This is a genomic window from Lysobacter capsici (assembly GCF_018732085.1).
Classification (GTDB): Bacteria; Pseudomonadota; Gammaproteobacteria; order Xanthomonadales; family Xanthomonadaceae; genus Lysobacter; species Lysobacter capsici_A.
The window spans coordinates 3981020-4003881 of sequence record NZ_CP076103.1; the positions used below are offsets into that span (position 1 = coordinate 3981020).

At 67.8% G+C, this 22862-nt stretch carries 22 protein-coding genes, 1 tRNA gene, 1 other RNA gene and 1 pseudogene; 10 read left to right on the forward strand and 15 right to left on the reverse strand.

Annotated features, from left to right (window positions below; all coding sequences use genetic code 11):
• Positions 1-378: 378 nt before the first annotated feature.
• The gene (locus KME82_RS16495; RefSeq protein ID WP_215495016.1) at positions 379-2121 is read left to right on the forward strand and encodes a hypothetical protein; all 1743 of its coding nucleotides are present in this window, start codon (positions 379-381) and stop codon (positions 2119-2121) included.
• Between the two features lie 170 nt (positions 2122-2291).
• Here the strand turns inward: KME82_RS16495 and KME82_RS16500 are convergent, their stop codons facing one another.
• Positions 2292-2972, reverse strand: a complete 681-nt coding sequence (locus tag KME82_RS16500) for an energy transducer TonB (RefSeq protein WP_215495017.1) — start codon at positions 2970-2972, stop codon at positions 2292-2294.
• 85 nt (positions 2973-3057) lie between these two features.
• Positions 3058-3795, reverse strand: coding sequence for a metallophosphoesterase family protein (locus KME82_RS16505; RefSeq protein ID WP_215495018.1), 738 nt, complete (start codon positions 3793-3795; stop codon positions 3058-3060).
• Positions 3796-4099: 304 nt separating this feature from the next.
• Here KME82_RS16505 and ffs point away from each other — a divergent pair.
• Positions 4100-4196, forward strand: an RNA gene (gene ffs / locus KME82_RS16510) — signal recognition particle sRNA small type.
• Between the two features lie 182 nt (positions 4197-4378).
• On the opposite strand, the gene KME82_RS16515 is transcribed toward ffs, so the two are convergent.
• From KME82_RS16515 to KME82_RS16545, 8 genes and pseudogenes are all read right to left on the reverse strand, one after another.
• Complete coding sequence (locus KME82_RS16515; protein WP_215495019.1) at positions 4379-5392, reverse strand: cytochrome D1 domain-containing protein; 1014 nt, start codon at positions 5390-5392, stop codon at positions 4379-4381.
• Between the two features lie 278 nt (positions 5393-5670).
• A complete protein-coding gene (locus KME82_RS16520) occupies positions 5671-6102 on the reverse strand; it encodes a molybdenum cofactor biosynthesis protein MoaE (RefSeq protein ID WP_215495020.1) in 432 nt (143 codons plus the stop codon).
• A gap of 3 nt (positions 6103-6105) precedes the next feature.
• Positions 6106-6348 carry a MoaD/ThiS family protein gene (locus tag KME82_RS16525; protein WP_215495021.1) on the reverse strand — a complete coding sequence of 81 codons (243 nt, stop codon included), beginning with the start codon at positions 6346-6348 and terminating at the stop codon, positions 6106-6108.
• 209 nt (positions 6349-6557) lie between these two features.
• Positions 6558-7034, reverse strand: a pseudogene (moaC, locus tag KME82_RS16530) (cyclic pyranopterin monophosphate synthase MoaC); the annotation flags it as partial.
• On the reverse strand, positions 7031-7714 hold the full coding sequence (locus KME82_RS26630) for a phytanoyl-CoA dioxygenase family protein (RefSeq protein WP_252255367.1): 684 nt from the start codon (positions 7712-7714) through the stop codon (positions 7031-7033). The gene KME82_RS26630 and the pseudogene moaC, both read right to left, overlap by 4 nt.
• Positions 7715-8699: 985 nt before the next feature.
• Positions 8700-9731: a GTP 3',8-cyclase MoaA gene (gene moaA, locus KME82_RS16535; RefSeq protein ID WP_286673190.1), complete on the reverse strand. Its 1032-nt coding sequence runs from the start codon at positions 9729-9731 to the stop codon at positions 8700-8702.
• A 67-nt stretch (positions 9732-9798) separates the two neighbouring features.
• The gene (locus KME82_RS16540) at positions 9799-10557 is read right to left on the reverse strand and encodes an MBL fold metallo-hydrolase (protein ID WP_215495022.1); all 759 of its coding nucleotides are present in this window, start codon (positions 10555-10557) and stop codon (positions 9799-9801) included.
• A 27-nt stretch (positions 10558-10584) separates the two neighbouring features.
• Positions 10585-11334, reverse strand: coding sequence for a 3-deoxy-D-manno-octulosonic acid kinase (locus tag KME82_RS16545; protein ID WP_215495023.1), 750 nt, complete (start codon positions 11332-11334; stop codon positions 10585-10587).
• 22 nt (positions 11335-11356) lie between these two features.
• On the opposite strand from KME82_RS16545, the gene KME82_RS16550 reads away from it, so the two are divergent.
• The 4 genes from KME82_RS16550 to KME82_RS16565 are packed head-to-tail and all read left to right on the forward strand — an operon-like array spanning position 11357 to position 14062.
• A complete protein-coding gene (locus tag KME82_RS16550; RefSeq protein ID WP_252255369.1) occupies positions 11357-12433 on the forward strand; it encodes a glycosyltransferase family 9 protein in 1077 nt (358 codons plus the stop codon).
• Between the two features lie 28 nt (positions 12434-12461).
• Positions 12462-13019: an NADAR family protein gene (locus KME82_RS16555; protein ID WP_215495024.1), complete on the forward strand. Its 558-nt coding sequence runs from the start codon at positions 12462-12464 to the stop codon at positions 13017-13019.
• Positions 13020-13058: 39 nt separating this feature from the next.
• Positions 13059-13640: a hypothetical protein gene (locus KME82_RS16560; protein ID WP_215495025.1), complete on the forward strand. Its 582-nt coding sequence runs from the start codon at positions 13059-13061 to the stop codon at positions 13638-13640.
• Entirely contained in the window at positions 13637-14062 is a 426-nt protein-coding gene (locus KME82_RS16565; protein WP_215495026.1) for an immunity 22 family protein, read from the forward strand. Before KME82_RS16560 ends, KME82_RS16565 begins: the two co-directional genes overlap by 4 nt.
• A 209-nt stretch (positions 14063-14271) precedes the next feature.
• Here the strand turns inward: KME82_RS16565 and KME82_RS16570 are convergent, their stop codons facing one another.
• Positions 14272-14676, reverse strand: a complete 405-nt coding sequence (locus KME82_RS16570) for a DUF6165 family protein (RefSeq protein ID WP_036112047.1) — start codon at positions 14674-14676, stop codon at positions 14272-14274.
• A gap of 181 nt (positions 14677-14857) precedes the next feature.
• On the opposite strand from KME82_RS16570, the gene KME82_RS16575 reads away from it, so the two are divergent.
• Positions 14858-14948: transfer RNA gene (locus KME82_RS16575), tRNA-Ser, on the forward strand.
• Between the two features lie 556 nt (positions 14949-15504).
• A complete protein-coding gene (locus tag KME82_RS16580; protein ID WP_046657254.1) occupies positions 15505-16209 on the forward strand; it encodes a PP2C family protein-serine/threonine phosphatase in 705 nt (234 codons plus the stop codon).
• 294 nt (positions 16210-16503) lie between these two features.
• Here KME82_RS16580 and dnaQ read toward each other — a convergent pair whose 3' ends face one another.
• From dnaQ to KME82_RS16595, 3 genes are all read right to left on the reverse strand, one after another.
• Positions 16504-17238, reverse strand: a complete 735-nt coding sequence (dnaQ, locus tag KME82_RS16585; RefSeq protein WP_215495027.1) for a DNA polymerase III subunit epsilon — start codon at positions 17236-17238, stop codon at positions 16504-16506.
• A gap of 105 nt (positions 17239-17343) precedes the next feature.
• Positions 17344-17814 carry a ribonuclease HI gene (rnhA, locus tag KME82_RS16590; RefSeq protein ID WP_252255371.1) on the reverse strand — a complete coding sequence of 157 codons (471 nt, stop codon included), beginning with the start codon at positions 17812-17814 and terminating at the stop codon, positions 17344-17346.
• A 31-nt stretch (positions 17815-17845) separates the two neighbouring features.
• Positions 17846-18703, reverse strand: a complete 858-nt coding sequence (locus tag KME82_RS16595; RefSeq protein ID WP_215495029.1) for a methyltransferase domain-containing protein — start codon at positions 18701-18703, stop codon at positions 17846-17848.
• A gap of 246 nt (positions 18704-18949) precedes the next feature.
• Between KME82_RS16595 and gloB the strand changes: the two genes are divergently transcribed.
• Positions 18950-19750, forward strand: a complete 801-nt coding sequence (gloB, locus tag KME82_RS16600) for a hydroxyacylglutathione hydrolase (protein ID WP_215495030.1) — start codon at positions 18950-18952, stop codon at positions 19748-19750.
• Entirely contained in the window at positions 19747-21153 is a 1407-nt protein-coding gene (locus tag KME82_RS16605) for a lytic transglycosylase domain-containing protein (protein WP_252255373.1), read from the forward strand. Before gloB ends, KME82_RS16605 begins: the two co-directional genes overlap by 4 nt.
• Before the next feature lie 129 nt (positions 21154-21282).
• Here KME82_RS16605 and KME82_RS16610 read toward each other — a convergent pair whose 3' ends face one another.
• A complete protein-coding gene (locus tag KME82_RS16610) occupies positions 21283-22647 on the reverse strand; it encodes a Na+/H+ antiporter NhaC family protein (RefSeq protein ID WP_215495031.1) in 1365 nt (454 codons plus the stop codon).
• Positions 22648-22862: the final 215 nt, after the last annotated feature.

Consider the following 22862-nt stretch of genomic DNA (forward strand, 5'->3'; position numbering starts at 1 on the left):
TGGCGGTCAGGTCGGCGTCGATCCGACCGTCGCCTCGGGCGCCTAGGCAGATGCAGCGCCGGCAATGGGCGTTTACGGGCTTCGTATAAAAGGTAGGTGGAGGAAGCGAGCCCAGCTCGCTGGGCAGCCGTCTCTACGCGCCCCGGTTTATGCGATAGCGGCGCTGCTCACCCGAATACTCGATTCAACCACCAATATCCCTAGATGTGACCCAACCCCACTTCACATCACCGAACCACCCCCGTTTTCGCCAATTTTCTAGGGAATTCCCTAGTTGAATTAGATCGAAACAAATTCAACGCTCAAGTCATGCATGACTGAGCGTGGCGCCCGTCGCGCGAATGTCGTCTTCCTCCCCCGTGAACACAGGTGACGATCATGGAAGCACTGGATGCCATCCGAGGCATAGTCGACGCGGTCAAGCTCGGCGTCGAGAAACAGGCCGACAACTATCATTCGCCCAGCCGCTCCGAACTGGAGGACCTGGCGAAGGAACTGCATTCGGTCGGCGACATCAAGCACAAGAAGGACGATTACGACAAACGTCTGGATGCGCTGGCCAGCGATTTTCTGCCCAAGCTCAACGATGAGGACCGCGGCCGTTTCATGGGCGCGGTCTTCGACGGCGACAAAGGCGCGACGGGGTCGTGGCTGCAGGGCGATCGGCTCGACAAGCTCGTCGCCGATGGACGCATCAGCGCCGATGATCGCAGGACCGTGCTGTCGAGTCTGGCCTCGGGTTACAACAACGGGCAGGTCGACAAGGACGTGACTTGGGACTTTCTCAAGATGGGCGGCGTCGACGGCGAGATCGTCGACAAAAGTCCGGCCGGCAGCCGCGCGGGCCCCAATTACAAGAACGAGAACAACACCGGTGAGGTATTCGACCGGTTGTTGGCGGGCCTGGACGATGGCAAGGGCGGCGTGAATCAGGAGTTCTCGAAGTTCGTCGAGAAGTTCTCGATCGATCAGATCAACGACGGCGCGCCCGGCAACGACAAGGACGCCAATTCGCGCGGCGACTATCTGGGCCTGCTGATCAACGCGGCCGATCGCGCGGGGCCCGATCAGTCGGTGATCAACAACATCCTGCACGGCGTGGACAAGGAAAAACGCGAGCAGGTGATCGACGACATCAGCAAGGGCTTCAGCAAGGTGACCACCGAGAACGCCTGGCTCGATCGCGCCGACAGCAAGTTGTCGGACGCCTACAACCGCGATCCGATGAACCTGATCATCAAGGCGGTCGCCAACGATAAGGACAGCCGCTATTCCGACGACAAGCGCAGCTACGCCGGCGATCTGGCCGAGTACGTCTACACCCAGTCGGCCAACAATCCCTACGGCGACAACGGCTTCTATACCGACAAGAACATGCCCAAGGAAGGCCGCCAGGAAGCCCTGAACGAGTTGATGCTCAAGAAGGGCGCGGAGATCTTCGACACCAAGCGGCTGGGCGAATCGGGCATCGGCGAAGACGGCGAGACCAACTCGACCCGCAATGTGCGCATCATGGCCAACCTGGAACGCCTGACCGGCCTGTCGCCGACCAACGAGCAAGGCACCGAGGTGTTGAACAAGCTGGCGGGCAACGCCGATATGTGGTCGAAGGACTACATCAACGCGCTGAAGTCCGACAACGAAAACGAAAAGCTGCAGGCGACGCAAAAGCTGACCCATCTGATGGCCTCGACCGAACAGGCGGTGCTGGACGGTTTCAGCGACAAGGCCGAGGACGACGCGGCGCGCAAGGCCGATCTGGAGTCGATGATGAATCTGTTCGTCGGCCTGTTGCCGGGCGGCGACAGCCTCGGCACCGGGCTGCGCTCGTCGTTCAAGTCGGTGTTCGGCGAGGACAGCGGCGCGGTGCGCGCGCTGGACAAGGTTCTGGAAACGGGCGCCGGCGAGGCGGCCGATGGCGCGGCCACGGACCTGCTCAAGGGCAAGGTGGTCGACGCGTTGTCGAAATCCGGCAACGAGGACAAATACCTCAAGGCGTTTACCGAGAACGCCAATGTGTTTATCGAAGATCAACTGCTGCGCGAGCTGTCCGGCGATCAGTACGCCGGTATTCGCCAGGAAATCTCCAAGGAAGCCTCGCAGCTGCTGGTCACCAGCTGAGGCGGGCATCGCGGATAGGCGATGGCGGCGCATCGATACGCGCGGCCACCCGATGCCGCAGTCGTTGACCCAGTATCAAAGCGGCGTGGCCTGAACGGCCGCGCCGCTTTTGCTTTACCTGCAAACATCGAGTGCAGCGCGCCGATGCCAACGCATAGGATTTATCGCGGTCAGCGCGGCTTTTTGCCATAGGCCATCGGCACGCGCAGCACCGAACGCACCGGCTTGCCGTCGAGCATGGCGGGCACGTAGGTCCATTCATTCGCCGCGAACTCGACCGCGTTGTCGATGCCCACATCGCCGCTGGACGTCGCGATCCGCACCGAATCCTTCGAACCGTCGCTGTCGAGCAGCACCAGCACCACCACTTCGCCGCTGAGCTGGTTGGCCTCGACCGTGCCGGGCCACAGCGGCGGATGGCGCTCGACCGAGGACGCTTCGGGAGTGGCCGACGTATCCGGGACGATTTTCGTCCAGCAGCTTTCGTGTGCTTCGAAATCCAGCGGGATTCGAATCCGGCCCGCCTCGGTCTCGCCCTTCTCGTTGCGCGGCGCGATGTAGGCCCAGTGGCGCGCGGCTTCCAGCGCCGCCTCATCCAGGTGCCGGTTGCGGCTGGACTTCTCCACGACGGCACGAACGAATCGCCCGTCGCGGTCCACGTCGACGATGATCACGGTGGTGCCACGAACGCATTGGGCGATGGCTTGCTGCGGGTAAACCGGAGGCTGCCGCAGCTTCGAGCCCTGGTCGACCCATCCGCCGCTGCTCACGTGTTGGGCGGCGGCCTGGCTTGCCGGGAACAACAGCGATCCGAGCAGGACCAGCCTGCATGCGCGTTTCATGGCGTTCATTGCGTTGATTCGTTCCTTGATTGCGATGTTCGGCGAACGCCGCGGGCGTTGGTCGCGACTGATTGCTTCCCGGCCGCCGCGCGGCTCAAACCCACCCGGTCGCCAGCGCCCTCGCCCAATCCGGGCGGCCGTTGCGCAACGCGAGTTCGGCCGCGGCGTTCCAGTCGTAGTCCACCGCGATCAATTGCGCGTTCCATTCGCCGTCGCCGCTGCGCTCAACGATCGCATAACGCGCCTGCGGCGTACCGACTTCGACGCGGTGCGGGTACGGATGCTCGCCGGTGTAGGCCTGCAGCCCCACGCTGCCGGGATTGACGATCAGGCGGCCGTCGGCCAGGCGCAGGCTGCGCGGTACGTGGGTGTGGCCGCACAGGATCACGCGGGCGTCGCTGTCGCCGGCGCGTTCGGCCGCTTCGTCCGGCGTGGCCGCGCGCATGCCGCTCGCGTCGACGGTTTCGATGAAGCATTCCAGGTCGTTGCGCTGGGTGCCGTGGACCAGCAGCACCTCGTCGCTCAGACGCAGGGTCGCCGGCAGGCCGCGCATCCACTCGCGCTGATCGGGCCGGATCTGCGCGGCCGCAAAGCGGTCGGATTCGCCCATGCGCTGCGGCGGATCGGTCAGCACCTGGCGCTCGTGATTGCCGGCGATGGTCGGCCAGCCCAGCGCGATCAGGCGGTCGGCGGTTTCGCGCGGTTGCAGCGGGCCCGACAGCAGGTCGCCGAGGTCGACCACGCGGTCGGCGCCGCGGCGCTCGATGTCGAGCAGCACCGCATCGAGGGCGGCGAGGTTGCCATGAATGTCGGACACGACGGCGATGCGCATGGCGGGATTCTAGCCGTTGCGGCGAGGCGGTTGCTGCGATGATCGGGCGGCGCGAGACGGGACCGTTCGGGCCTGCGTTGGCGGCGCGCCCTCGCCCGGACGGCGCAGTCGCCCGCCGCGACGCCTTGCCGCGCGGGCCGATCGCAAGGCCCGGCCATGCCGCGCGCCGGCGCAATTGCGTCGCGGCGATGGTTTCAGGCAGAATGCCGCCCCTCTGGAAGGAAACGGCGACGCCCTGGCGCCACCGCCTCCGATCCGGACACCGCATGGCGCCCAGGCGCGCATGCGATCCCTATGGTGGCCCCGTTGGCGCCTCCGCGACGATAAGTTGAAAATCCCGCCAGGGCCGGAAGGCAGCAACGGTATCGACCGATTCGGGCGCCGGAGTCACGCTTGCGGGGCCGCCACCTTTTTGGGGATTCGGGATTCGGGATTGGGGATTAGAGATTCGGGGCGCGGTTGGCGGTGACGGTCGCCAGCTGAGCTCGCGCGGTGTTTTTGGTAGCGAATCGGGCTGAGGTCCGACTGCGTTAGCGCAAACTTCAGCGCCGATCTCGATCGCGATGCCCACCAGGCGCCGCCATCAATCCGACGCCAACGACAGCGCCAGCGCCAGCGCATCGGGCTCGCGCCCGGTCTTCCATTGGTCGATCACCTTCCAGCGCTTGCGGTCGATCACCGCGACCTCGTCGCCGCCGCTGATCGCCACATACACCCGCGGCCGCTTCGGATCGGCGATCACCCCGATCGGCAGCGCCGCGCGGCCGAGCATGGTGTCGCGGTACGCCGCGCCGTCGCGTTGCAGCGCGATCGTCGCCACCGGTTTCTTGCGCTTGGCGTCGAACACCGACAGCATCCCGGCGCGCGCATTGCTGACCAGCGCGTGGCGACCGTCGGCGGTGAACACCACCCGGATCGGGAAACCCGGGCTCGACAAGGTCGCGCGGATCGCCAGGGTTTTGGCGTCATGCACGGTCACGGTGCCGGCGTCGCGATTGCTGACCCAGACCTCGTCGCTGCCGGGTCGCACCGCGATGCCTTCGGCGCCCGCGCCGGCCGGCACTTCGTCGGTCTTGGTGTTGTCGGTCAGATCGACGCGGCTGACGGTGCCGCGATCGACCTTGCTCACATACGCGGCCTTGCCGTCGGCGGCGACCGCGACCATGTGGCCCTTGCCCTCGCCCAGTGCGATCGCCGCGACGATCCGGCCGCTGGCCACGTCGATGCGCAGCAGATGTTTGGACGCCTCGGTGGTCGCGAGCGCCTCGCGATCGCCGGGCAGGAAGCGCAGCCCGTGCGGCCGGCCGTGTTCGCCCAGCTCGATCGATCGCGGCGGGGCCGCGCCGCGCAGATCGAGCACGCTCAGGGTATGTCCGGGCTCTTTGCCGCCGTAATTCGCAACCAGCGCGATCGCGCCGTCGTGACTGACCGCGATCTCATGCGGCGCATGTCCGGTGGCGAATTCGCCGAGCTTGCGACCATCGTCCAGCGACAGGCGCCAGAGGGTGTCGGCGGCTTTGTTGCCTACCAAAAGCTCGGCTGAAACCGCGGGCACCGAAGCGCAGAGCAAGAAGCACAGGCACAGTGAACGGAACATGCGGGCGACCGGTCGGACGATAGGGAAGGCCGACGCTACAACAAAGCGGCTATCGCTTCATGTGCCGCGGTCTCGGCGAGGAAAGTCGCTGGATTCCCGCGTTCGCGGGAATGACGTTGGGTGGAAGTTTGGCGATCTGTTCGATCCTCGGCTTCGGCGCTTGCCTGGATCGATTCGCTCCCCCCAGTCCGTCATTCCCGCGAACGCGGGAATCCAGCGACTTTAAGCCTCACCCACAAGCAACCGCGACCTTCGCACCTTTGAAACGACTGCGTTCGTCAACTCGCCTCTGGCGGCGTTGGATGCAACCAACCCGCCTCCCCATCCGCATAGCGCTCATGCTTCCAGATCGGCACTCGCCCCTTGGTCTCATCGATGATGAAACGGCAGGCGGCGAAGGCCGCATCGCGATGGGCCGCGCTGACGCCGACCCAGACCGCGAGTTCGCCGATCGCCAGATCGCCGACGCGATGCACGCAACGCGCGTCGACGATCGCGAAGCGTTCGATCGCTTCGTCCACGATGCGCTCGCCCTCGCTGTCGGCCAGCGCGGCATAGCTTTCGTAACGCAGGCCGGCCACCGCGCGGCCACCGTGGTGGTCGCGCACCCAGCCTTCGAAACTGGCGTAGGCGCCGGCGTGGGCGTTGAGCAGTTGCTCGCGCAGCGGCGCGATCTCGAACGGTTGCGGCGACAAGAGGAATCGTTTCATCGCTCAGCCTCCCGACACCGGTGGAATGAAGGCGACTTCGCTGCCGGCGCGCGGCGCGTCGTCCCAATGCGCGAACGCGCCGTCGACCGCGACGCGCAGGCGCTGCGCCGGCAAGACGAAGCCGTGGCGTTCGCGCAAGCTCTCGTACAGGCCGCGCAAGTCGCCGCTGTCGGCATCGACCGATTCGCTGGCGACACCGGCGGCGTCGCGCAGGCTGGCGAAATACAGCACGGTCAGGCGGCTCATGCACCGGTTCCTTGCGTGCCGCGCGTCGTGCCCGCGCGTTTGCGCGGCGCGGGTTTGGCGGTTACGCGCTTGGTGGATGCAGCTTTCTTGGCGGCGCGCTTGGGAGCCGCGACCGCGGACGCCGCAGCCGACGGCTGGACGCGCTTGACCGCGCCGCGCTTCGATTCGACCTCACCCGCGTGCACGCCCGCAACCACCGCATCGCTACGACCGAAATCGCGCTTGCCGCCGCGCTTGCCGAGCAATTGCGCCGGGCCGAGCACGATCGCGTGCGACAGCGCCTTGCACATGTCATACACGGTGAGCGCGGCGACGGTGGCGCCGGTCAGCGCTTCCATCTCCACGCCGGTGCGATGGGTGGTCTTGACCGCGCATTCGATCGACAGGCTGTTCGCGCCGTCCCAGTCGATGGCGAAGCGGCAGCCGTCGATCGGCAGCGGATGGCAGAACGGAATCAGTTCGTGGGTGCGCTTGACCGCCAGGGTGCCGGCGATGATCGCGGTATCGATCACCGCGCCCTTCTTGCTGCGCAGCCCGTCGGCGCGCAATTGCGCGGCGACCGCTGCGGGAAAGCGCACGCGGCAGCGCGCGATGGCCTCGCGCGCGCTGATCGCCTTGTCCGACACGTCGACCATGGCCGGGCGGCCGGCGCGGTCGAGGTGGGTCAGGGAAGCTTTGGGTTTCAAATCGCCAGACTCCAACGCAGTGCGAACCCGGGATCGCGCGGGCCGAACAGGAAATGCAGGACCCGCCGCCGCCCACGGGGTTGGACGGCCTTGGATGAGGCATGCAGCAGCAACGGTCGCATGATAAGCAGATCGCCGGGCTGAGCGGTGCATTCGACTTCGCCGTTCGCGGTGCGCAGGCGTCGCGCCGTTTCCGGATCGAGCCGGCCGTGGCGATGCGAACCGGGCACCACGCGCAAGGGGCCGTCGCCGGCGCCGCAGGCATCCACGTGCAGGCGTACCGCGAGCGTGCGCTCCAGCAGCGTCGTCGGCGGTTGCACGAAATGCCGATCCTGCTTGAGCGACCAGCCGCTCAGGGCCGGATGCGCGACGCGTTGCGCGACCGGGATCGACAGGTCCTGATGCAGGGCGACGTTCCAGTTGCGTCCTTCGCTCTTGCGGAACAGGGTGCATTGCACGGCAACCGCGTCTTCGTCCAACAGCCGCGCGGCCTGCAAGTGACTGCGCAGGCGCGCGGCCAGATCGCGGCACCAGGGCTGCTGCAGCAGTTCCCGGGTGCCGGCATCGGCGTCGCCTGCGTCGGCGACCTCGGGTTGCGCCGCGATCTGCGCCAGTGCCGGTGCGGTGATCGCGGCGTTGATGTGCTGGAAGCCTTGAGAGATCAGGGTGTGGTCGGTCATGCGGGTTCGAATGCCGCGATCTGAGAGGAAAGCGTCGGGGCTGAAGCCCCTCCCACAAAAGATTGCGCGAACTTCGAAGTCTTTTGTGGGAGGGCTTTCAAGCCCGATGCTTTTCGGTCAGTGCTCGATACATCACCCGAGCTGGATCGCGTGGCTTCAATCGATCCGCCGCTGGGAACAAGGAGTGATGTATCGATGCCGTTCATGCTGGGTCGAATGCCGCGATCTGAGAGGAAAGCGTCGAGGCTGAAGCCCCTCCCACAAAAGATTGCGTGAACTTCGAAGTCTTTTGTGGGAGGGCTTTCAAGCCCGATGCTTTTCGGTCAGTGCTCGATACATCACCCGAACTGGATCGCGTGGCTTCAATCGATCGGCCGCTGGAAACCCGGAGTGATGTATCGATGCCGTTCATGCTGGGGCGAATGCCGCGATCTGAGAGGAAAGCATCGGGGCTGAAGCCCCTCCCACAAAAGACTTCGAAACCTGCGCAATCTTATGTGGGAGGGCTTTCATGCCCGACGCTTTTCGGTCAGGGCTCGATGCAGCGTCCGAGCTGGATCGCGTGGTTTCAATCGATCCGCCGCTGGGAACCCGGAGTGATGTATCGATGCCGTTCATGCTGGGTCGAATGCCGCGATCTGATAGGAAAGCGTCGGGGCTGGAGCCCCTCCCACAAAAGATTGCGCGAACTTCGAAGTCTTTTGTGGGAGGGCTTTCAAGCCCGATGCTTTTCGGTCAGTGCTCGATACATCACCCGAACTGGATCGCGTGGCTTCAATCGATCGGCCGCTGGAAACCCGGAGTGAGGTATCGATGCCGTTCATGCCGGGTCGACTGCCGCGATCTGAGAGGAAAGCATCGGGGCTGAAGCCCCTCCCACAAAAGACTTCGAAACCTGCGCAATCTTATGTGGGAGGGCTTTCATGCCCGACGCTTTTCGGTCAGGGCTCGATGCAGCGTCCGAACCCAATCGCATCGCCCCCCCTCACCCACCGATCAGGAACATTTCCACATGCCGCTTCGAACGCGGCGCATCCATCGCGCGCAGTTCGCTGTAGCGGTCGTTGCGGCGCGTCCACAGCTCGGCCAGGCGCTGCGCGAACGCCAGTTCGCCCTGGGCCAGCGCCGGGCGCAGGTCGGTGCCTTCGGCGGCGAACAGGCAGGTGTACAGGCGGCCGTCGGCGGACACGCGCGAGCGGTGGCAGTCGCCGCAGAACGGCGCGCTGATCGAGGAGACGAAGCCGATCTCGCCGCCGCCATCGGCGAAGCCGTAGCGCGAGGCGACCTCGCCACGGTAATTGGCGTCGAGCGGGCGCAGCGGCCAGCGCGCGTGGATGCGGTCGCGCAGTTGCTGCGAGCTGACCACGCCCTGCTCGCTCCAGCCGTTGCAGTTGCCCACGTCCATGTATTCGATGAAACGCAGCACGTGGCCGCTGCCGCGGAAATGTTCGACCAAGGGCAGCACCTGATCTTCATTGACGCCGCGCTGGATCACGCAGTTGATCTTCAGCGAATCGAACCCGGCCGCGCGCGCGGCCTCGATCCCGGCCAGCACGTCGGCGACGTCGCCGCGGCCGCCAGACAGGCGCCGGAACAACTCGGGTTCGAGCGCGTCGAGGCTGACGGTCAGGCGGCGCAGGCCGGCCTCGCGCAGCGCGCGCGCCTGGCGCGCGAGCAGCGAGCCGTTGGTGGTCAGGGCCAGATCGTCCAGGCCGTCGATCCGCGCCAGCCGCGCGATCAGCTCGGGCAGACGCTTGCGCAGCAGCGGTTCGCCGCCGGTCAGGCGCAGCTTGCTGACGCCGACGCGGACGAAGCCGCGCACCAGGGTTTCGATCTGGTCGAAGCTCAGGCGCGAGGCCGCATCCAGGCCGTGGTCGTCGGGCACGCGCTCGGCCGGCATGCAGTAGGGGCAGCGGAAATTGCAGGCCTCGATCACCGACAGCCGCAGGTCGCGCAGCGGCCGGCCCTGGCGATCCAGCGGGACCGGCGGCAGCGGCAGACCTGGGACGGCGTTCACACGAAGGCTCTCAATCGGTGGCTCTCAATCGAATGGCGCTCAATCGATGGCGTTCAAGCCAGGCGCGTCAATCGAACGGCGCCTGCGCGGCGGTGGGATCGGCGAGGTCGACGACCTCGCCGGGCCTGCCTACACGATACCCCCGCGCGGCCAGCGCGTCGCCTTCCTCGCGGCTGCCGTAGTGGTACAGCAGGCAGCGTTCGAGCAGCGCGCGCGGGTATTCGCGCTCCAGATCCTCGATGCCGCTGTGCGAGGGATTGCCCTCCAGCGCGCAGTCGTGGGCGATCAATTCGCCCGCATCGGCATACTTGGCCAGCATTTCCGGGATCGGCCGGGTGTCGCCGGTCCAGATCGCGCTGCCGCGCAGGCGCAGACCGAAGCTGCTGTCGGGCCAGTGGTGGCGGGTCGCGAACACTTCCATGCGCAGGCCGCGGTGCCAGAAATGGCCGCTGACCGGGATCAGCTGGAACGCGTCCCAGAAATTCACCCCGCCCTCGGCCAGCACGTTGGGGTAGTCGGCCACGCGCTGGTGCAGCAGCGGCACGATCGGCGCCGGCACGTACAGGCGGACCTTGCCGCGCCGGGTTTCGTCGAAGTAGTGGGCCACGAACAGGCGCTCGAAGCCGCCGATGTGGTCCAGATGGTTGTGGGTGACGAACAGGGCCTCGGGCATGCGGCCGTAATGGGCGAGAAAGGCGGTCAGCCCCTCGCCGCCGCAGTCGACGGTCAGCCACGGCTCGCCGTCGCGCTCCAGCGTCGCCATCGCCGAACCCAGTTCCACCGCCGACGCATTGCCGACACCGTGCAGACGCAGCCGCCAAGTCATTCCAGCCCTCTTATTTCGCCCAAGTACTTAGTAACCACGTTCCCAGGCGCGTTCATAGGCCGTGCGCAATCGGCCGAAGTCGGCCTCGACCTGCTCGGGACTGCGCGAACCGCGCAGTTTCAGCAGCGACCGCTTGAGCCGGGCGAGGTTGCGCTCGCGCCAGGCGGTGGCCGGAATGCGGATCGCGCCGCGGTCCAGGTCGATCACCCAGCCCTGTCCGGCGGTGTCGAACAGCAGGTTGGTGGCGTTGAGGTCGGCGTGGTCCAGCCCGGCGCGGTGGCAGCGCGCGATCAGCCGGCCGGCTTCCTCCCACGGCGCGCCGTCGCCGGCGACCGCGGCACGGTCGGCCAGCGAACGCACGCCGTCGAGCCGCTCGATCATGATCGCGGCGTAGTAATGCAGGCCGTCGCGGCGGTACCAGGCCGCGACCGGCGCCGGCACCGGCAGGCCCTTGCGCGCGAGTTCGCGGGTCAGGCGGAATTCGGCGAAGCTGCGGGTCTTGTTGGCGCCCTGCCACCAGTAGCGATCGCGGTTGAAGCGCGCGACCAGGCCGCCGCGCAGGTAGCGCCGCAGCACCACCTGGCCGAACGGCGCGTCCACGAACCAGGCGCCGCCGCGGCCGCCGCTGTCGACCGGACGCGCCTTCTCGCCCCAGTGCGCGGGCGAGAACCAGTCCGGCGCGGCTTGCTGCACCCGCTCGCGGTCGAACACAATCGCACCGTACCCGCTGTCGTCGCGGTACGGTGTCAGTCCTTCGGCGGCGTCATAACCCGTCATCCGCCCGAGTCTAACAAGTCACGTGACCCATTCGTCTCTCAGCGCCGCTCCTTCGATCTGCCTGCTACGCCTGTCGGCGCTCGGCGATGTCACCCACGTCGTGCCGCTGGTGCGCACCTTGCGCGAGGCGCGGCCGCAGGCGGCGATCACCTGGGTGATCGGCAAGGGCGAGCGGCGCCTGCTCGAAGGCCTCGAAGGCGTGCGCTTCGTCGAATACGACAAGAAGAGCGGACTGGCCGGCATGCGCGCGCTGGGCCGCGAGCTGCGCGCGCTGGGGCTGGCCGACGGCCGGTTCGAGGCGTTGCTGCAGATGCAGGTCGCCGCGCGCGCCAATCTGCTGTCGGCGTTCGTCCCGGCGCGGCGCCGGATCGGCTACGACCGCGCGCGTTCCAAGGACCTGCACGGCCTGTTCGTCAACGAACGCATCCCCGACCGCCCCGGCATCCACGTGCTCGATGCGATCGGCAGCTTCTGCGAACCGCTCGGCCTGCGCCAGACGCGGGTGGTCTGGGACCTGCCGGTGCCCGACGAAGCACGCGAATGGGCGCGCGCGCAATGGCCGCGCGACGACGTGCCGACCTTGCTGATTTCGCCGTGCTCCAGCCACACCCTGCGCAACTGGCGCGCCGAGCGCTACGCCGCGGTCGCCGATCACGCCGCGCAGCGCGGCTGGCGGGTGGTGATGTGCGGCGGCCGCAGCCAGCTCGAACGCGACACCACCGATGCGATCATGGCGGCGATGAGCCATCCGGCGCTGGACCTGGTCGGCAAGGACACGCTCAAGCAATTGCCGGCGCTGCTCGAACGCGGCCAGTTGCTGATGACCCCGGACTCCGGCCCGATGCACATCGCCAACGCCATGGGCACCAAGGTGCTGGGCCTGCACGCGGCCAGCAACCCGGCGCGCAGCGGCCCGTACAGCGACCTGCGCTACTGCGCCGACCGCTACGACGACGCCGCGCGCAAGTACCTGGGCAAAGCCGCGAGCGAGATCGCCTGGGGCACCAAGATCGAACACGACGGGGTCATGGACCTGATCGGCGTCGACGACGGCATCGCCGCGTTCGAACGCTACCGCGCCGATCATCCGGGCAGGTAAACCTTCTTCCGACAAGGACACGTTGCGCATGACCCCACGTTCCCTCGCCGACCTGCAGGCCGCGCTGAGCGCCGGCGCGCGGTTCGACTACCTGTGCTTCTGGGGCCACCGGGTCACGCCCGGCCAGGTCGGCAAGAGCTGCTTCAGCCAGTGGTATCCGGCGCCGTTCGAGCTCGACGGCCAGCGCTACGCCACCGCCGAGCACTGGATGATGGCCGGCAAGGCGCGGCTGTTCGGCGACGAGGCGATCCATGCGCAGATCGTCGCCAGCGACGACCCGGCCAAGGTCAAGGCGCTCGGCCGCAAGATCGCCGGCTTCGACGAAGCGCGCTGGGTCGCGCATCGCTACGAACTGGTCGTCGCCGGCAATCAGGCCAAGTTCGAACACAACCCGCGGCTGCGCGGTTTCCTGCTGAGCACCGGCGAGCAGGTGCTGGTCGAGGCCAGCCCGGTCGATCCGATCTGGGGCATCGGCCTGGCCGCCGATCATCCCGACGCGACCCGCCCGGAGGCCTGGCAAGGGCTCAACCTGCTGGGTTTCGCCTTGATGGACGTGCGCGATCGTCTGCGTGCAACGTTCGTCTAACAAGCTCATCGACCACCACCTTCAACCCGCGAGACCGCCATGCCCCTGGGAACGATCGACGACGACTACGGCCCGCCTTCGCCCGAGCTGAGCCTGCTGCTGCGCCTGCGCGACAGCGGCGACGAGGATTTCAACGATGCGCTGTCGGACCTGGGCTATCGCCTGCTCGCCGCCGACGACGCGCCGACCCTGCTCCATCCCGACAGCTACCTCAGTGAAGCCGAGCGCGCCGATCCCTCGATCGCGGCCAACATCGTCGCGATCGACGAGGTCTGCGCGCAGATCAGCTTCTTCGCCGAAGACGACCAGAGCAATCTGTTCGGCTACTGGCACGGCCCCGAACGCACCGCGCTGGCCGCCGCGCCGATCGTCAAGTTCGACAACGAAGGCCAGTTCTCCTTGCTGCAGGGCCGCGGCCTGATCGAAGCGCTGATCGGCGACCGCGTGTTCGACGACGACGAAGCCTTCGCCGAGCACGCGCAATGTTTCGAAGGCCTGGGCTTCACCGTCGCGGCGCGCAACTGGCACGAGCTGGCCGACCCGGACGCCGCCAGCGATCCGGCGCAATGCCACGAAGCCGGCTACGAGCGCGCCCTGCCCGGCTTGCAATCGCCTCAGTGATCGACGACACCGCCAGGGACGTGGTCTCGGTCTGGATCGGCACCAGCCACAAGAGCGACGACGACTTCCACGCCTACACCCGCGGCATGGAATCGCTGCACAGCGGCAGCCCGATCCAGCGCGACTTGCGCTGCGGTTTCATCGACTCGGATTTCTTCGTCGCCTATCGCAGCGCCGGCCACGCGCTGCTGCCGATCGAGCGGATCTGCGAGGAAGTGGATTGCTCGCCGCGGACCCAGGTCGAAATCGTCGAACGCTGCCGCGAACTGGGCATCGCCCAGGCCAATTCGCTGTACTACTACTGCGATTGCCGCTTCAGCGAAGACCCGCCGGGCCGGCTCTACAACGACCTGCGCTTCATCGGCGCCTTCGCCGATCCGGACCGGCGCGAGTTCTTCGAACGCCTGGCGGCGCGGCGCTGAGCGGCGCGGAGCCGCTCGCGCCCTTTCTGGACCTGCACGGCGCCATCGCCATCGCCATCGCCATCGGCAACAGTCTGCCCGATAGCCGCCAGGCGAGCACGCCGCCGTACACGCAGCGCCGACGACGCACGACGCGGCATCGATCGGCCATGCGTCCGTCGTCCCCGAGCGAGGGGTTCAACGGCTCGGTCGTCTCGCAGCCGCCGCGATCAGAACGCGCCGGTGCCGTAGTCCTGGTAGGACTTCTCTTCCACGTAGGTCGAACCCAACGCGAGGTTGATCTCTTTCTTGACCCGCGCGCGCACGTCGTTCTCGACATAGACCGAACGCGCCAGGGCGATGAATTCCGCGTCGAAGGCCTGGGCCTTTTCCTTGATCCGGATGTCGTCCTCGATCACCCACAGGCGCTCGTTGACCGCCTTGAGCTCGGCGCGCAGACGGCCGATGTCGCCGCCGGCGGCCGGATGGGCCATCCAGGTCTGCTCCAGCGCGCTCAGTTCCGCGCGGACATTGGCCAGCTTGGCCTCGTCGCTCATGCGCTCGGACTTGATCTGCAGGATCGAGATCTTGTCCAGCAGTTCGCCAAAGGACACCGGGACCAGGATTTCAGACATGGGACGCCGCCGTTTGCTAATCAGGGGGCCGATTAGTGTAGCCCCGCCGGGCGCCCGAGCCGGCGCCCCGGCCGGCGCCGCGGCCGCCGGATGCGGGCCGGGCGGGGCCGGATCGATCCGATGCGCGAGAAACCTTGTCGGCGGTCGCGAGTATCCGTATCATTCGCGGCTCACTGCACCCGGAGAGGTGGCAGAGTGGTTGAATGTACCTGACTCGAAATCAGGCGTACGTTTATAGCGTACCGGGGGTTCGAATCCCCCCCTCTCCGCCAGATACGCACGACACGGGCCCCTCGGGGCCCGTGTTGTTTTAGGGCCATCGCGCTCGGGGCCTGAGTCGAACGCCGAAGCCCTGCCCTCGCGGTCCGGGCGACGACGGCCGGCACTTTGCGCGCCGTGGCGGTTGGCGTCGAGGTTCGCGCCGGATCGCCGCAGGCGCGGGCTACGACGGTTGGATCGGCAGTGCGCGGGGCAGGACGCTCACATCGGCTGTATTCGCTGCGCATTTCGGCTGCATTTGTTCGACAGGCTTCGCGCAGATCCATGCTCTGCGACCACCGCTTGCGCTTACGCTTCACGCCCGGTTTGGTCGGACTGAGCCAGGCTCGGAATCCGACTTGCGTCACGATGCACGGCAAATGCCGCGATCGGCTCGCGCCGGCGTATCGCCAGGCGGGGTTCCACCGATCCGGTACACACGCGGTCTTCATCGAATCTCGGGCATGAAGCCGTGCAGGGATCACGCTTTCTTGTCACTAGGCCGTTGTGCCGCGATGATTCCGTTACTGCAATGGCGATCCCGACGAAGCGAATGGCACTGACCGGCAGATGATCGAATTCGGACACCTCACGCACGTCGGCTTGCGCCGCGAACTCAACGAAGACACCTATTACGGTGACAGCGAACTCGGCCTATGGCTGGTCGCCGACGGCATGGGCGGACACGAATACGGCGAGGTCGCCAGCGCGCTGGCGCGCGAGTCGATCGTGCGCGAGGTCCGCAACGGCACCGGCCTGGCCCAGGCCATCCGGATCGCCGACGAAGAGATCATCCGCACCTCGCGCCGGCGCAACGACGCCCTGCCGATGGGCACCACCGTGGTCGCCGCGCGCATCAACGGCAACCGCTTCGAGGTGGCCTGGGTCGGCGACAGCCGGGTGTACCTGTGGCGCGACGGGCATCTGGCCCAGCTGTCGCAGGACCACAGCTATGTGCAGGAGCTGATCGCCAACGGCGCGATCACCCACGAGCAGGCGCGCAGCCATCCGCATCGCAACGTGGTCACCCAGGCGCTCGGCGTGACCGACCCGCGCAATCTCAACGTCGAGACCATGACCGGCGAACTGCGTCCGGGCATGCAGCTGCTGCTGTGCAGCGACGGGTTGACCGAGGAAGTGGACGATCGCAGCATCGCCCGGGTGCTGGCGCATAACGACTGCAGCGCGCAGGAATGCGTGGATTCGCTGGTCGCCGCGGCGCTGGATGGCGGCGGGTCGGACAATGTCACGGTGGTGTTGGTGCGCAGCCATTGAGGCTGGGTGGCGACGCAGGGATTTAGACGGATTTAGCTTCGTCTAAATTTTTCCAGTCGATCGTTTCGACGCGTTCGGGCGCTGGCATCAGCCGGCACGCGGCGTTGTTTGCGCAGTCGTTGCGGATTCGCGGTCGCGGCTTGCGCCGCTCCTACAGGTAGCCAACGAAGCTTCGACCGCCCCCTGTAGGAGCGGCGCAAGCCGCGACCGCGCCAACACGACGGCCGGCGCAATCCACCCATCGAATCGCCGACCGTTCGTCGATCCGCCGACCGCTCGCCGCGATCGCGCGACTTACGCCTCGGCCAACGCCGCCGGCGGATCGAACGCATCCCACACGCACTTGCCGCCGGCCTTCTTGCGCAGCTTCTCCAGGCGCGCCTGATGCGCGGCGAATTCGTCGGCGAGCACGATCACCCGCGGCCGCACCGCGCCCGGGTCGATCTGGAAACTCGCCGGGCTCTGCTGCGCGGCGATCGCGGCCGGATCGCCGAAGCCGATCTCTTCCTGGCCCGAGGTCAGGCCGATGTAGACCTCGCCGAGCAACTGGGCGTCGAGCAGCGCGCCGTGCAACTGACGGTGCGAGTTGTCCACGCCCAGGCGTTTGCACAACGCGTCCAGCGAATTGCGCTGACCGGGGTAACGCTGGCGCGCAAGCAGCAGCGAGTCTTCGATGTTGGGAACGTGATCGGCCAACTTGCCGTACTGCGCGCCGCAGATCGACAGCTCGTTGTTGAGAAAGCCCACGTCGAACGCGGCGTTGTGGATGATCAGCTCGGCGCCCTTGATGAATTCGAGGAATTCATCGACCACCTGCTCCATCGTCGGCTCGTTGGCCAGGCGCTCCAGCGACAGGCCGGTGACTTCCTGCGCGCCGGCTTCGAAATCGCAATCGGGCTTGATGTACTGGTGGTAGGTGCGGCCGCTCGGGCGGCGCTCGACGAATTCGACGCAGCCGATTTCGACCACGCGGTTGCCGCGTTCCCAGCTCAGGCCGGTGGTTTCGGTATCGAGGATGATTTGACGCATTAGCCGATTGTCTCAAAAAGCGAGGAACGAGTCTGGAGGAGTGAGCGATGAGTAGAGCCGCGAGTGCTGGCACTCACTCCTCACTCCTTTGCCCTCACTTGTGGCTCAAGGCCGATAGGCCCTGAGCTTCTCCGCCTGGACGCGCGCGAGCACGTCGACGCGTTCGTTCTCGGGCTGGCCGGAATGGCCCTTGACCCACTTCCAGTCGATCGAATGGCGCAGGCTCGCCGCGTGCAGGCGTTCCCACAGGTCGCGGTTCTTGACCGGGTCGCCGCCGGCGGTTTTCCAGCCGCGCCGGACCCAGTTGCTCATCCACTCGGTGATGCCCTTGCGCACGTACTGCGAGTCGGTGGTCAGCACGATCCTGCACGGCTCGCTGAGCGCTTCCAGGCCCATGATCGCGCCCATCAGTTCCATGCGGTTGTTGGTGGTGTCGGGCTCGCCGCCGGACAACTCGCGCTCGTGGCCCTTGTAGCGCAGCAACGCGGCCCAGCCGCCGGGGCCGGGATTGCCGAGGCAGGCGCCGTCGGTGTGGATGCTGACGGTCTTGTCGACTTCGGAGGTGGTTTGGCTCACGCAACAGCTACTCGCTTTCGACGGCCGAGCATTATCGCTGTTGCGCGCCGCCGCGGGTCGCATCGGATCGGTCGGGATCGAACGGCAAGATCCGGGCCGCGAGCGGATCGGGGTCGTTGCGGTCGATAGGCGCGTTGGCCGATGCGCTGCGGCGGGCATCGCCGCGGCCGCTGTCGACCCGGCCGCTCTGGTTGGCCTGCGGCAGGCCGGCGTTCGCCAGCCCCGCCTGGCCCAGCCCGGTCTGCCAGCGCAGTTGTTGCAGCCGGCCCGGCGGAATCGCGGCGTGGACGCGCTTGGTCAGGGTCAGGGCGACTCCGGCGCGCAGCACGTCGGCCGCGCCGACTCCGGCCTCGCCGTGCGCGACCCGCCAGCGCGGCCCCAGCCATTGCAGGCTGACCGGGTCGGCGGCGAAGCCCGAGGCGCGCAGCATGGTCTGCCAGTGGCCGGCATCGCGCGCGTACAGGCCGCTGCCGGCCCAGCGCAGGCGGTACGGGCTCCAGGGATTGAGCGTGGCCAGCCACAGCCGCCCGCCCGGGGCGAGGATGCGTGCGCATTCGCTGAGCAGCGGCGCGCAGTCGACGCCGTCGTCGAACACGTGCTGCAGCAGCACCGCGCCGAAGGCCTCGCTGGCCAGCGGCAGCGGCAAACGGCAGCGCACCGCGCCGTCGAAGCCGTCGGCGCTGCGCCGCAGCGCCACCCCGCGGCCCAGCGGTGGCGAGGCCGCGGCGACCCCGAACCAGGCCCACGGCAGGCTCGGACTGGCCGCGAGCACCCGCGCCATCGACGCCGACTCCACGTCGAGCAGACCGTGGCCGGGCACCTCGCCGAACCAGGCCAGGGCCGGGCTGGGTTCGTGATCGGGTTGACGGCCGTGGGACAGGGCGGGCATGGTCGCGTCTCTTGGAGCCGGGATTGGGGAATCGGGATTCGGGATTCGGCGCGGCCAGATCGGAGCACGCCGACCCCGGGGACCGTTCCGATTTCAAGCTCCCGAACGTTTACCAAGGAAGCTCGGTACGGCCCAGGATGGCATCGGTCCGCGACGCCCCGACTGTGCGCCCCGGGCGCCGGCCAGGCAAGCCGAGCACCCCGCCCACCGCGACGGCCCCGGCCGCGCGCCGCCAGGAGTCCGACGATGCGGTTGCTCGCCCTGCCCGCCCTCAGCGACAACTACATCTGGGCCCTGTCGGGCGACGACGAATCGGCCCTGATCGTCGATCCGGGCGACGCCGCGCCGGTGCTGGCCGCGGCCGCGCACGGCCTGCGCCCGGTCGGGATCCTGCTGACCCACCACCACGACGACCACATCGGCGGCACCCCGGCCCTGCGCGAGCGCTGGCCCGACATCCCGGTGTTCGCCCCGGACGACGAGCGCATCGCCAGCGCCACCGCCCGCGTCGGCGACGGCACCCGCCTGCACGTGGACGGCTGGAGCCTGACCGCGCTGGCCGTGCCCGGCCACACCCGCAGCCACGTCGCCTATTACCTGGAACAGGACAACCTGGAGCGCGGCGGCCGCGCCACCGACCGGATCGTGTTCAGCGGCGACACCTTGTTCAGCCTGGGCTGTGGCCGCCTGTTCGAAGGTACGCCCGCCCAGATGCGGGTCTCGCTGACCCGGCTGGCCGCGCTCCCGGACGACACCCGGGTCTGCTGCGGCCACGAATACACCTTGTCCAACGCGGCCTTCGCCAGCGTGGTCGAACCCGCCAATCCCGCGCTGCGGCGCCGAATCGAACAGGCCCAGGCCATGCGCAACGCCGGACGTCCCTCCCTTCCCAGCTCGATCGGCGACGAACGCGCGACCAACCCGTTCCTGCGCACCCGCGAGCCGGCGGTGATCGCCGCGGTCGCCGCGCGGCTGGGTCGCGCGCCGGCCGACGAGACCGAAACCTTCGCCGAACTGCGGCGCTGGAAGGACGGGTTCCGCGCGTGAGACGCGGCGACGCCCGCGGCCGCAGGCCGGCGCGCCGGCCGCTGCATCTGGCGCTGGCGGCCTGCCTGGGCCTGAGCGCGGCACTGTCGGCGCCGGCGATCGCCGCCGATGCCGCGCAACTGGCGGTCGCCGCGCCGGACCTGGGCACCGGTCCGAGCCGCAACGGCCGCGAGATCTACCAGCGCTTCCGCGACGGCCTGGCCGACAAGACCTGCGAGCCCGGGGTCAGCAGCCACTGGCGCCAGCATTTCTCGACCGCGCCCAAACGCCTGGCCTCCAGCGAGGACGACCTGCTGCCGCTGTTCGGCTACGTCGTCGACGCCCTGCGCGAGGCGCACCTGCCGACCGAGTACGCGCTGATCCCGTTCGTCGAGAGCGGCTACAAGCCCGGCGCGCGCAGTCCTTCCGGCCCGGCCGGGCTGTGGCAGATGATCGCGATGACCGCGCGCAACCACCGCGTGCCGATGCGCGAGGGCTACGACGGGCGGCTGTCGCCGGTCGAATCGACCCAGGCCGCGGTGCGTTACCTGAAAACCCTGCACGGCATGTTCGGCGGCGACTGGCAGCTGACCGTGATGGCCTACAACGCCGGCGAGTACCGCGTGCTCAACGCGGTCAAGCGCAGCGGCCTGAGCATCGCCGACGTACGCCACGATCAATTGACCGGCCTGTCCGACATCACCACGGCCTATGTGCGCAAGCTGCATGCGCTGTCGTGCCTGATGGAGCAGGCCGACGACCGCGAGGAATGGCTCAGCGCGCTCGATCGTCCGGTGCCACGGCTGGCCGCGGTGACCGTGCCGGCCGAGATCGACAGCATCGGCGAATGGGCCGCGCGCACCGACCAGGACCTCGCCCAGATCAAGCGCCTGAACCCGGTGTTCGGCGACGGCCGCATCGCCCGCAGCGCCGGCAAGCGCGCGCCGCTGCTGGCGGTGGCGGCCAGCGCGATCGGCGCGGCCGGCGTGAGCGCGGCCGATATCGATTTGGCGGGTGTCGAGTTGGCCGGCGTCGCGCCGGCAGGTGGCGACCGGTCGAGCGCGCCCGTCGCCAGTGGGTCGAGCAGTGCTTCGACTGCGGTCGCGAGCACGCGCGGTTCTGTCGAGGCGTCGGAGCGTCCGGCGTCGGGCGATCGGGTTGAGCCTGCGGCCAAGGGTCGCGACCGGGTTGCGCGCAGCGACGAAGGCAAGCGCGCCGGCGAAAAATCCGTCGCCGACAGCGGTTCGGCGAAAACGCAGGCGCGTCGCCACACCGTTGGTCGCGGCGACAACGCCTGGACGATTGCGAAGCGCTATCGCATTCGCGTCGCGGATCTGCTGGAGCGCAACGGTTTGGCGGCCAATGCCGTGCTCAAGCCGGGGCAGGCGCTGTTGATCGATGCGGGCAAGCCGGCGGGCAAATAGTCGCGCAGGTGGCCTGCGATGCCCTCACCCCAGCCCTCTCCCGCAAGCGGGAGAGGGAGTAGTAGCACCTCGCCGTAATGAATCCTCTCTCTTGCAGGCAGGATAAGGAACTCAACCCGCCTCGCCGTACTAAAGCCCCTCTCCCGCCTGCGGGAGAGGGGTTGGGGTGAGGGCCCGCTGCCGCGACGGCCACAGCATCGCCCCGATCGTCACCGCGCCCAGCAGCCAGCTGTAATGCACGTTGCCGATCAACTGCAACGGCGAGACCTTGCTCAACGACGCCGCCAGCAGGATCTGCGCGCCATACGGCAGCACGCCCTGAGTCACGCAGGCGAAAATGTCGAGCACGCTGGCCGCGCGCGCCGGCGGCACCCCGTGCTGCTGCGCGACATCGCGCGCCAAACCGCCACTGATCAAAATCGCGACGGTGTTGTTGGCGGTGAACACGTCGGTGGTCGCCGACAACGCGGCGATGCTGATCTCGCCCGCGCGGCGGCTGCGATGGCCGCGCGCGAACCGGCCGATGGTCTGCGCCACCCAGGCCAGCCCGCCGGCGGCTTTCATCAGCGCGCCAAGACCGCCGACCAGCAGCGACAGCAAGGTGATCTCGACCATGCTCTCGAAACCGTCCCAGATATGCGTGGTGTAGGCGGCGAAGCCGAAATCCTCGGCGAAATACACCCCGAACAGGCCCGCGATGACCAGGCCGATGCTCAACACGATGATCACGTCGACGCCGGCGATCGCCAGCCCGAGCACGACCAGGTACGGCAGGATCAGCCAAGGCGACACCGGATCGGGCGTCTGCACCGGCGCGGTTTCGCCGAGAAACCCCAGCAGCACCAGCGTGGCGATCGCCGCCGGCAGCGCGAGCTTGAGGTTCTCGCGGAATTTCTCCCGCATCGTGCAGCCCTGGGTGCGGCTGGCGACGATCGCGGTGTCGGAGATCACCGACAGGTTGTCGCCGAAGGTCGCCCCGCCGATCACCGCGCCGAGCACCAGCGCGCGGTCCAGCCCCGACGCGTCCGACACACCGAGCGCAATCGGCGCGACCGCGGCGATCGTGCCCATCGAGGTGCCCAGCGACAGCGAGATGAAACCGGCGACCACGAACAGCGCCGGCAGCAGCAAGGCCGGATGCACGTTGCCCACGCCGAGCGCGACGATCGCATCGACCGCGCCGATCGCCTTGGACACTTCGACGAAGCCGCCGGCCAGCAGGAAGATCAGGCACATCAGCACGACGTTGTGGTCGCCCATGCCGCCCAGCAGGGTTTCCAGCGGCTTGATCCCGCGGCGCCAGGCGATGAACGCGGCCAGCGCGAGCGCCGGCAGGATCGCGACCGGCGCGTGCAACTGGTAGAAGCCCATCGCGTCGCCGTTGGCGGTGAAATACAGCCCGGCGCCGAAGAACAGCGCCAGGAACAGCAGCAGCGGCGTCAGCGCCAGGGCACTGGGGGTGATCGGGGCGCCGGGGCGGAGCGGCTCATTCATCGCTTCATCCGAATGGATTTTAAGACGGCGCGATTTTGCAGTGCAGCATGGCGTGTGTCGAGTGCCGGGGGTGGAACGCTTTGGGGGAGTTCATGGGGACGGGAACAATCCCTGCCCGCCCTCATCCGCCTTCGGGCACCTTCTCCCGCAAGCGGGAGAAGGGATCAAGAGCCCGGGCTCTTTAGGCGACGCTTGAAAGCCCCTCTCCCGCTTGC

Bases quoted from the DNA above. Each gene is read 5' to 3' on its own strand.
- KME82_RS16495 (WP_215495016.1), top strand. From the start codon at position 379: ATGGAAGCACTGGATGCCATCCGAGGCATAGTCGACGCGGTCAAGCTC.
- dnaQ (WP_215495027.1), bottom strand. From the start codon at position 17,238: ATGCGTCAAATCATCCTCGATACCGAAACCACCGGCCTGAGCTGGGAA.
- KME82_RS16545 (WP_215495023.1), bottom strand. From the start codon at position 11,334: ATGACGGGTTATGACGCCGCCGAAGGACTGACACCGTACCGCGACGAC.
- KME82_RS16570 (WP_036112047.1), bottom strand. From the start codon at position 14,676: ATGTCTGAAATCCTGGTCCCGGTGTCCTTTGGCGAACTGCTGGACAAG.
- KME82_RS16610 (WP_215495031.1), bottom strand. From the start codon at position 22,647: ATGAATGAGCCGCTCCGCCCCGGCGCCCCGATCACCCCCAGTGCCCTG.
- KME82_RS16505 (WP_215495018.1), bottom strand. From the start codon at position 3,795: ATGCGCATCGCCGTCGTGTCCGACATTCATGGCAACCTCGCCGCCCTC.
- KME82_RS16555 (WP_215495024.1), top strand. From the start codon at position 12,462: ATGACCCCACGTTCCCTCGCCGACCTGCAGGCCGCGCTGAGCGCCGGC.
- KME82_RS16500 (WP_215495017.1), bottom strand. From the start codon at position 2,972: ATGAACGCCATGAAACGCGCATGCAGGCTGGTCCTGCTCGGATCGCTG.
- KME82_RS26630 (WP_252255367.1), bottom strand. From the start codon at position 7,714: ATGACCGACCACACCCTGATCTCTCAAGGCTTCCAGCACATCAACGCC.
- KME82_RS16580 (WP_046657254.1), top strand. From the start codon at position 15,505: ATGATCGAATTCGGACACCTCACGCACGTCGGCTTGCGCCGCGAACTC.
- KME82_RS16595 (WP_215495029.1), bottom strand. From the start codon at position 18,703: ATGCCCGCCCTGTCCCACGGCCGTCAACCCGATCACGAACCCAGCCCG.
- KME82_RS16520 (WP_215495020.1), bottom strand. From the start codon at position 6,102: ATGAAACGATTCCTCTTGTCGCCGCAACCGTTCGAGATCGCGCCGCTG.
- gloB (WP_215495030.1), top strand. From the start codon at position 18,950: ATGCGGTTGCTCGCCCTGCCCGCCCTCAGCGACAACTACATCTGGGCC.
- KME82_RS16560 (WP_215495025.1), top strand. From the start codon at position 13,059: ATGCCCCTGGGAACGATCGACGACGACTACGGCCCGCCTTCGCCCGAG.
- KME82_RS16525 (WP_215495021.1), bottom strand. From the start codon at position 6,348: ATGAGCCGCCTGACCGTGCTGTATTTCGCCAGCCTGCGCGACGCCGCC.
- KME82_RS16540 (WP_215495022.1), bottom strand. From the start codon at position 10,557: ATGACTTGGCGGCTGCGTCTGCACGGTGTCGGCAATGCGTCGGCGGTG.
- KME82_RS16515 (WP_215495019.1), bottom strand. From the start codon at position 5,392: ATGTTCCGTTCACTGTGCCTGTGCTTCTTGCTCTGCGCTTCGGTGCCC.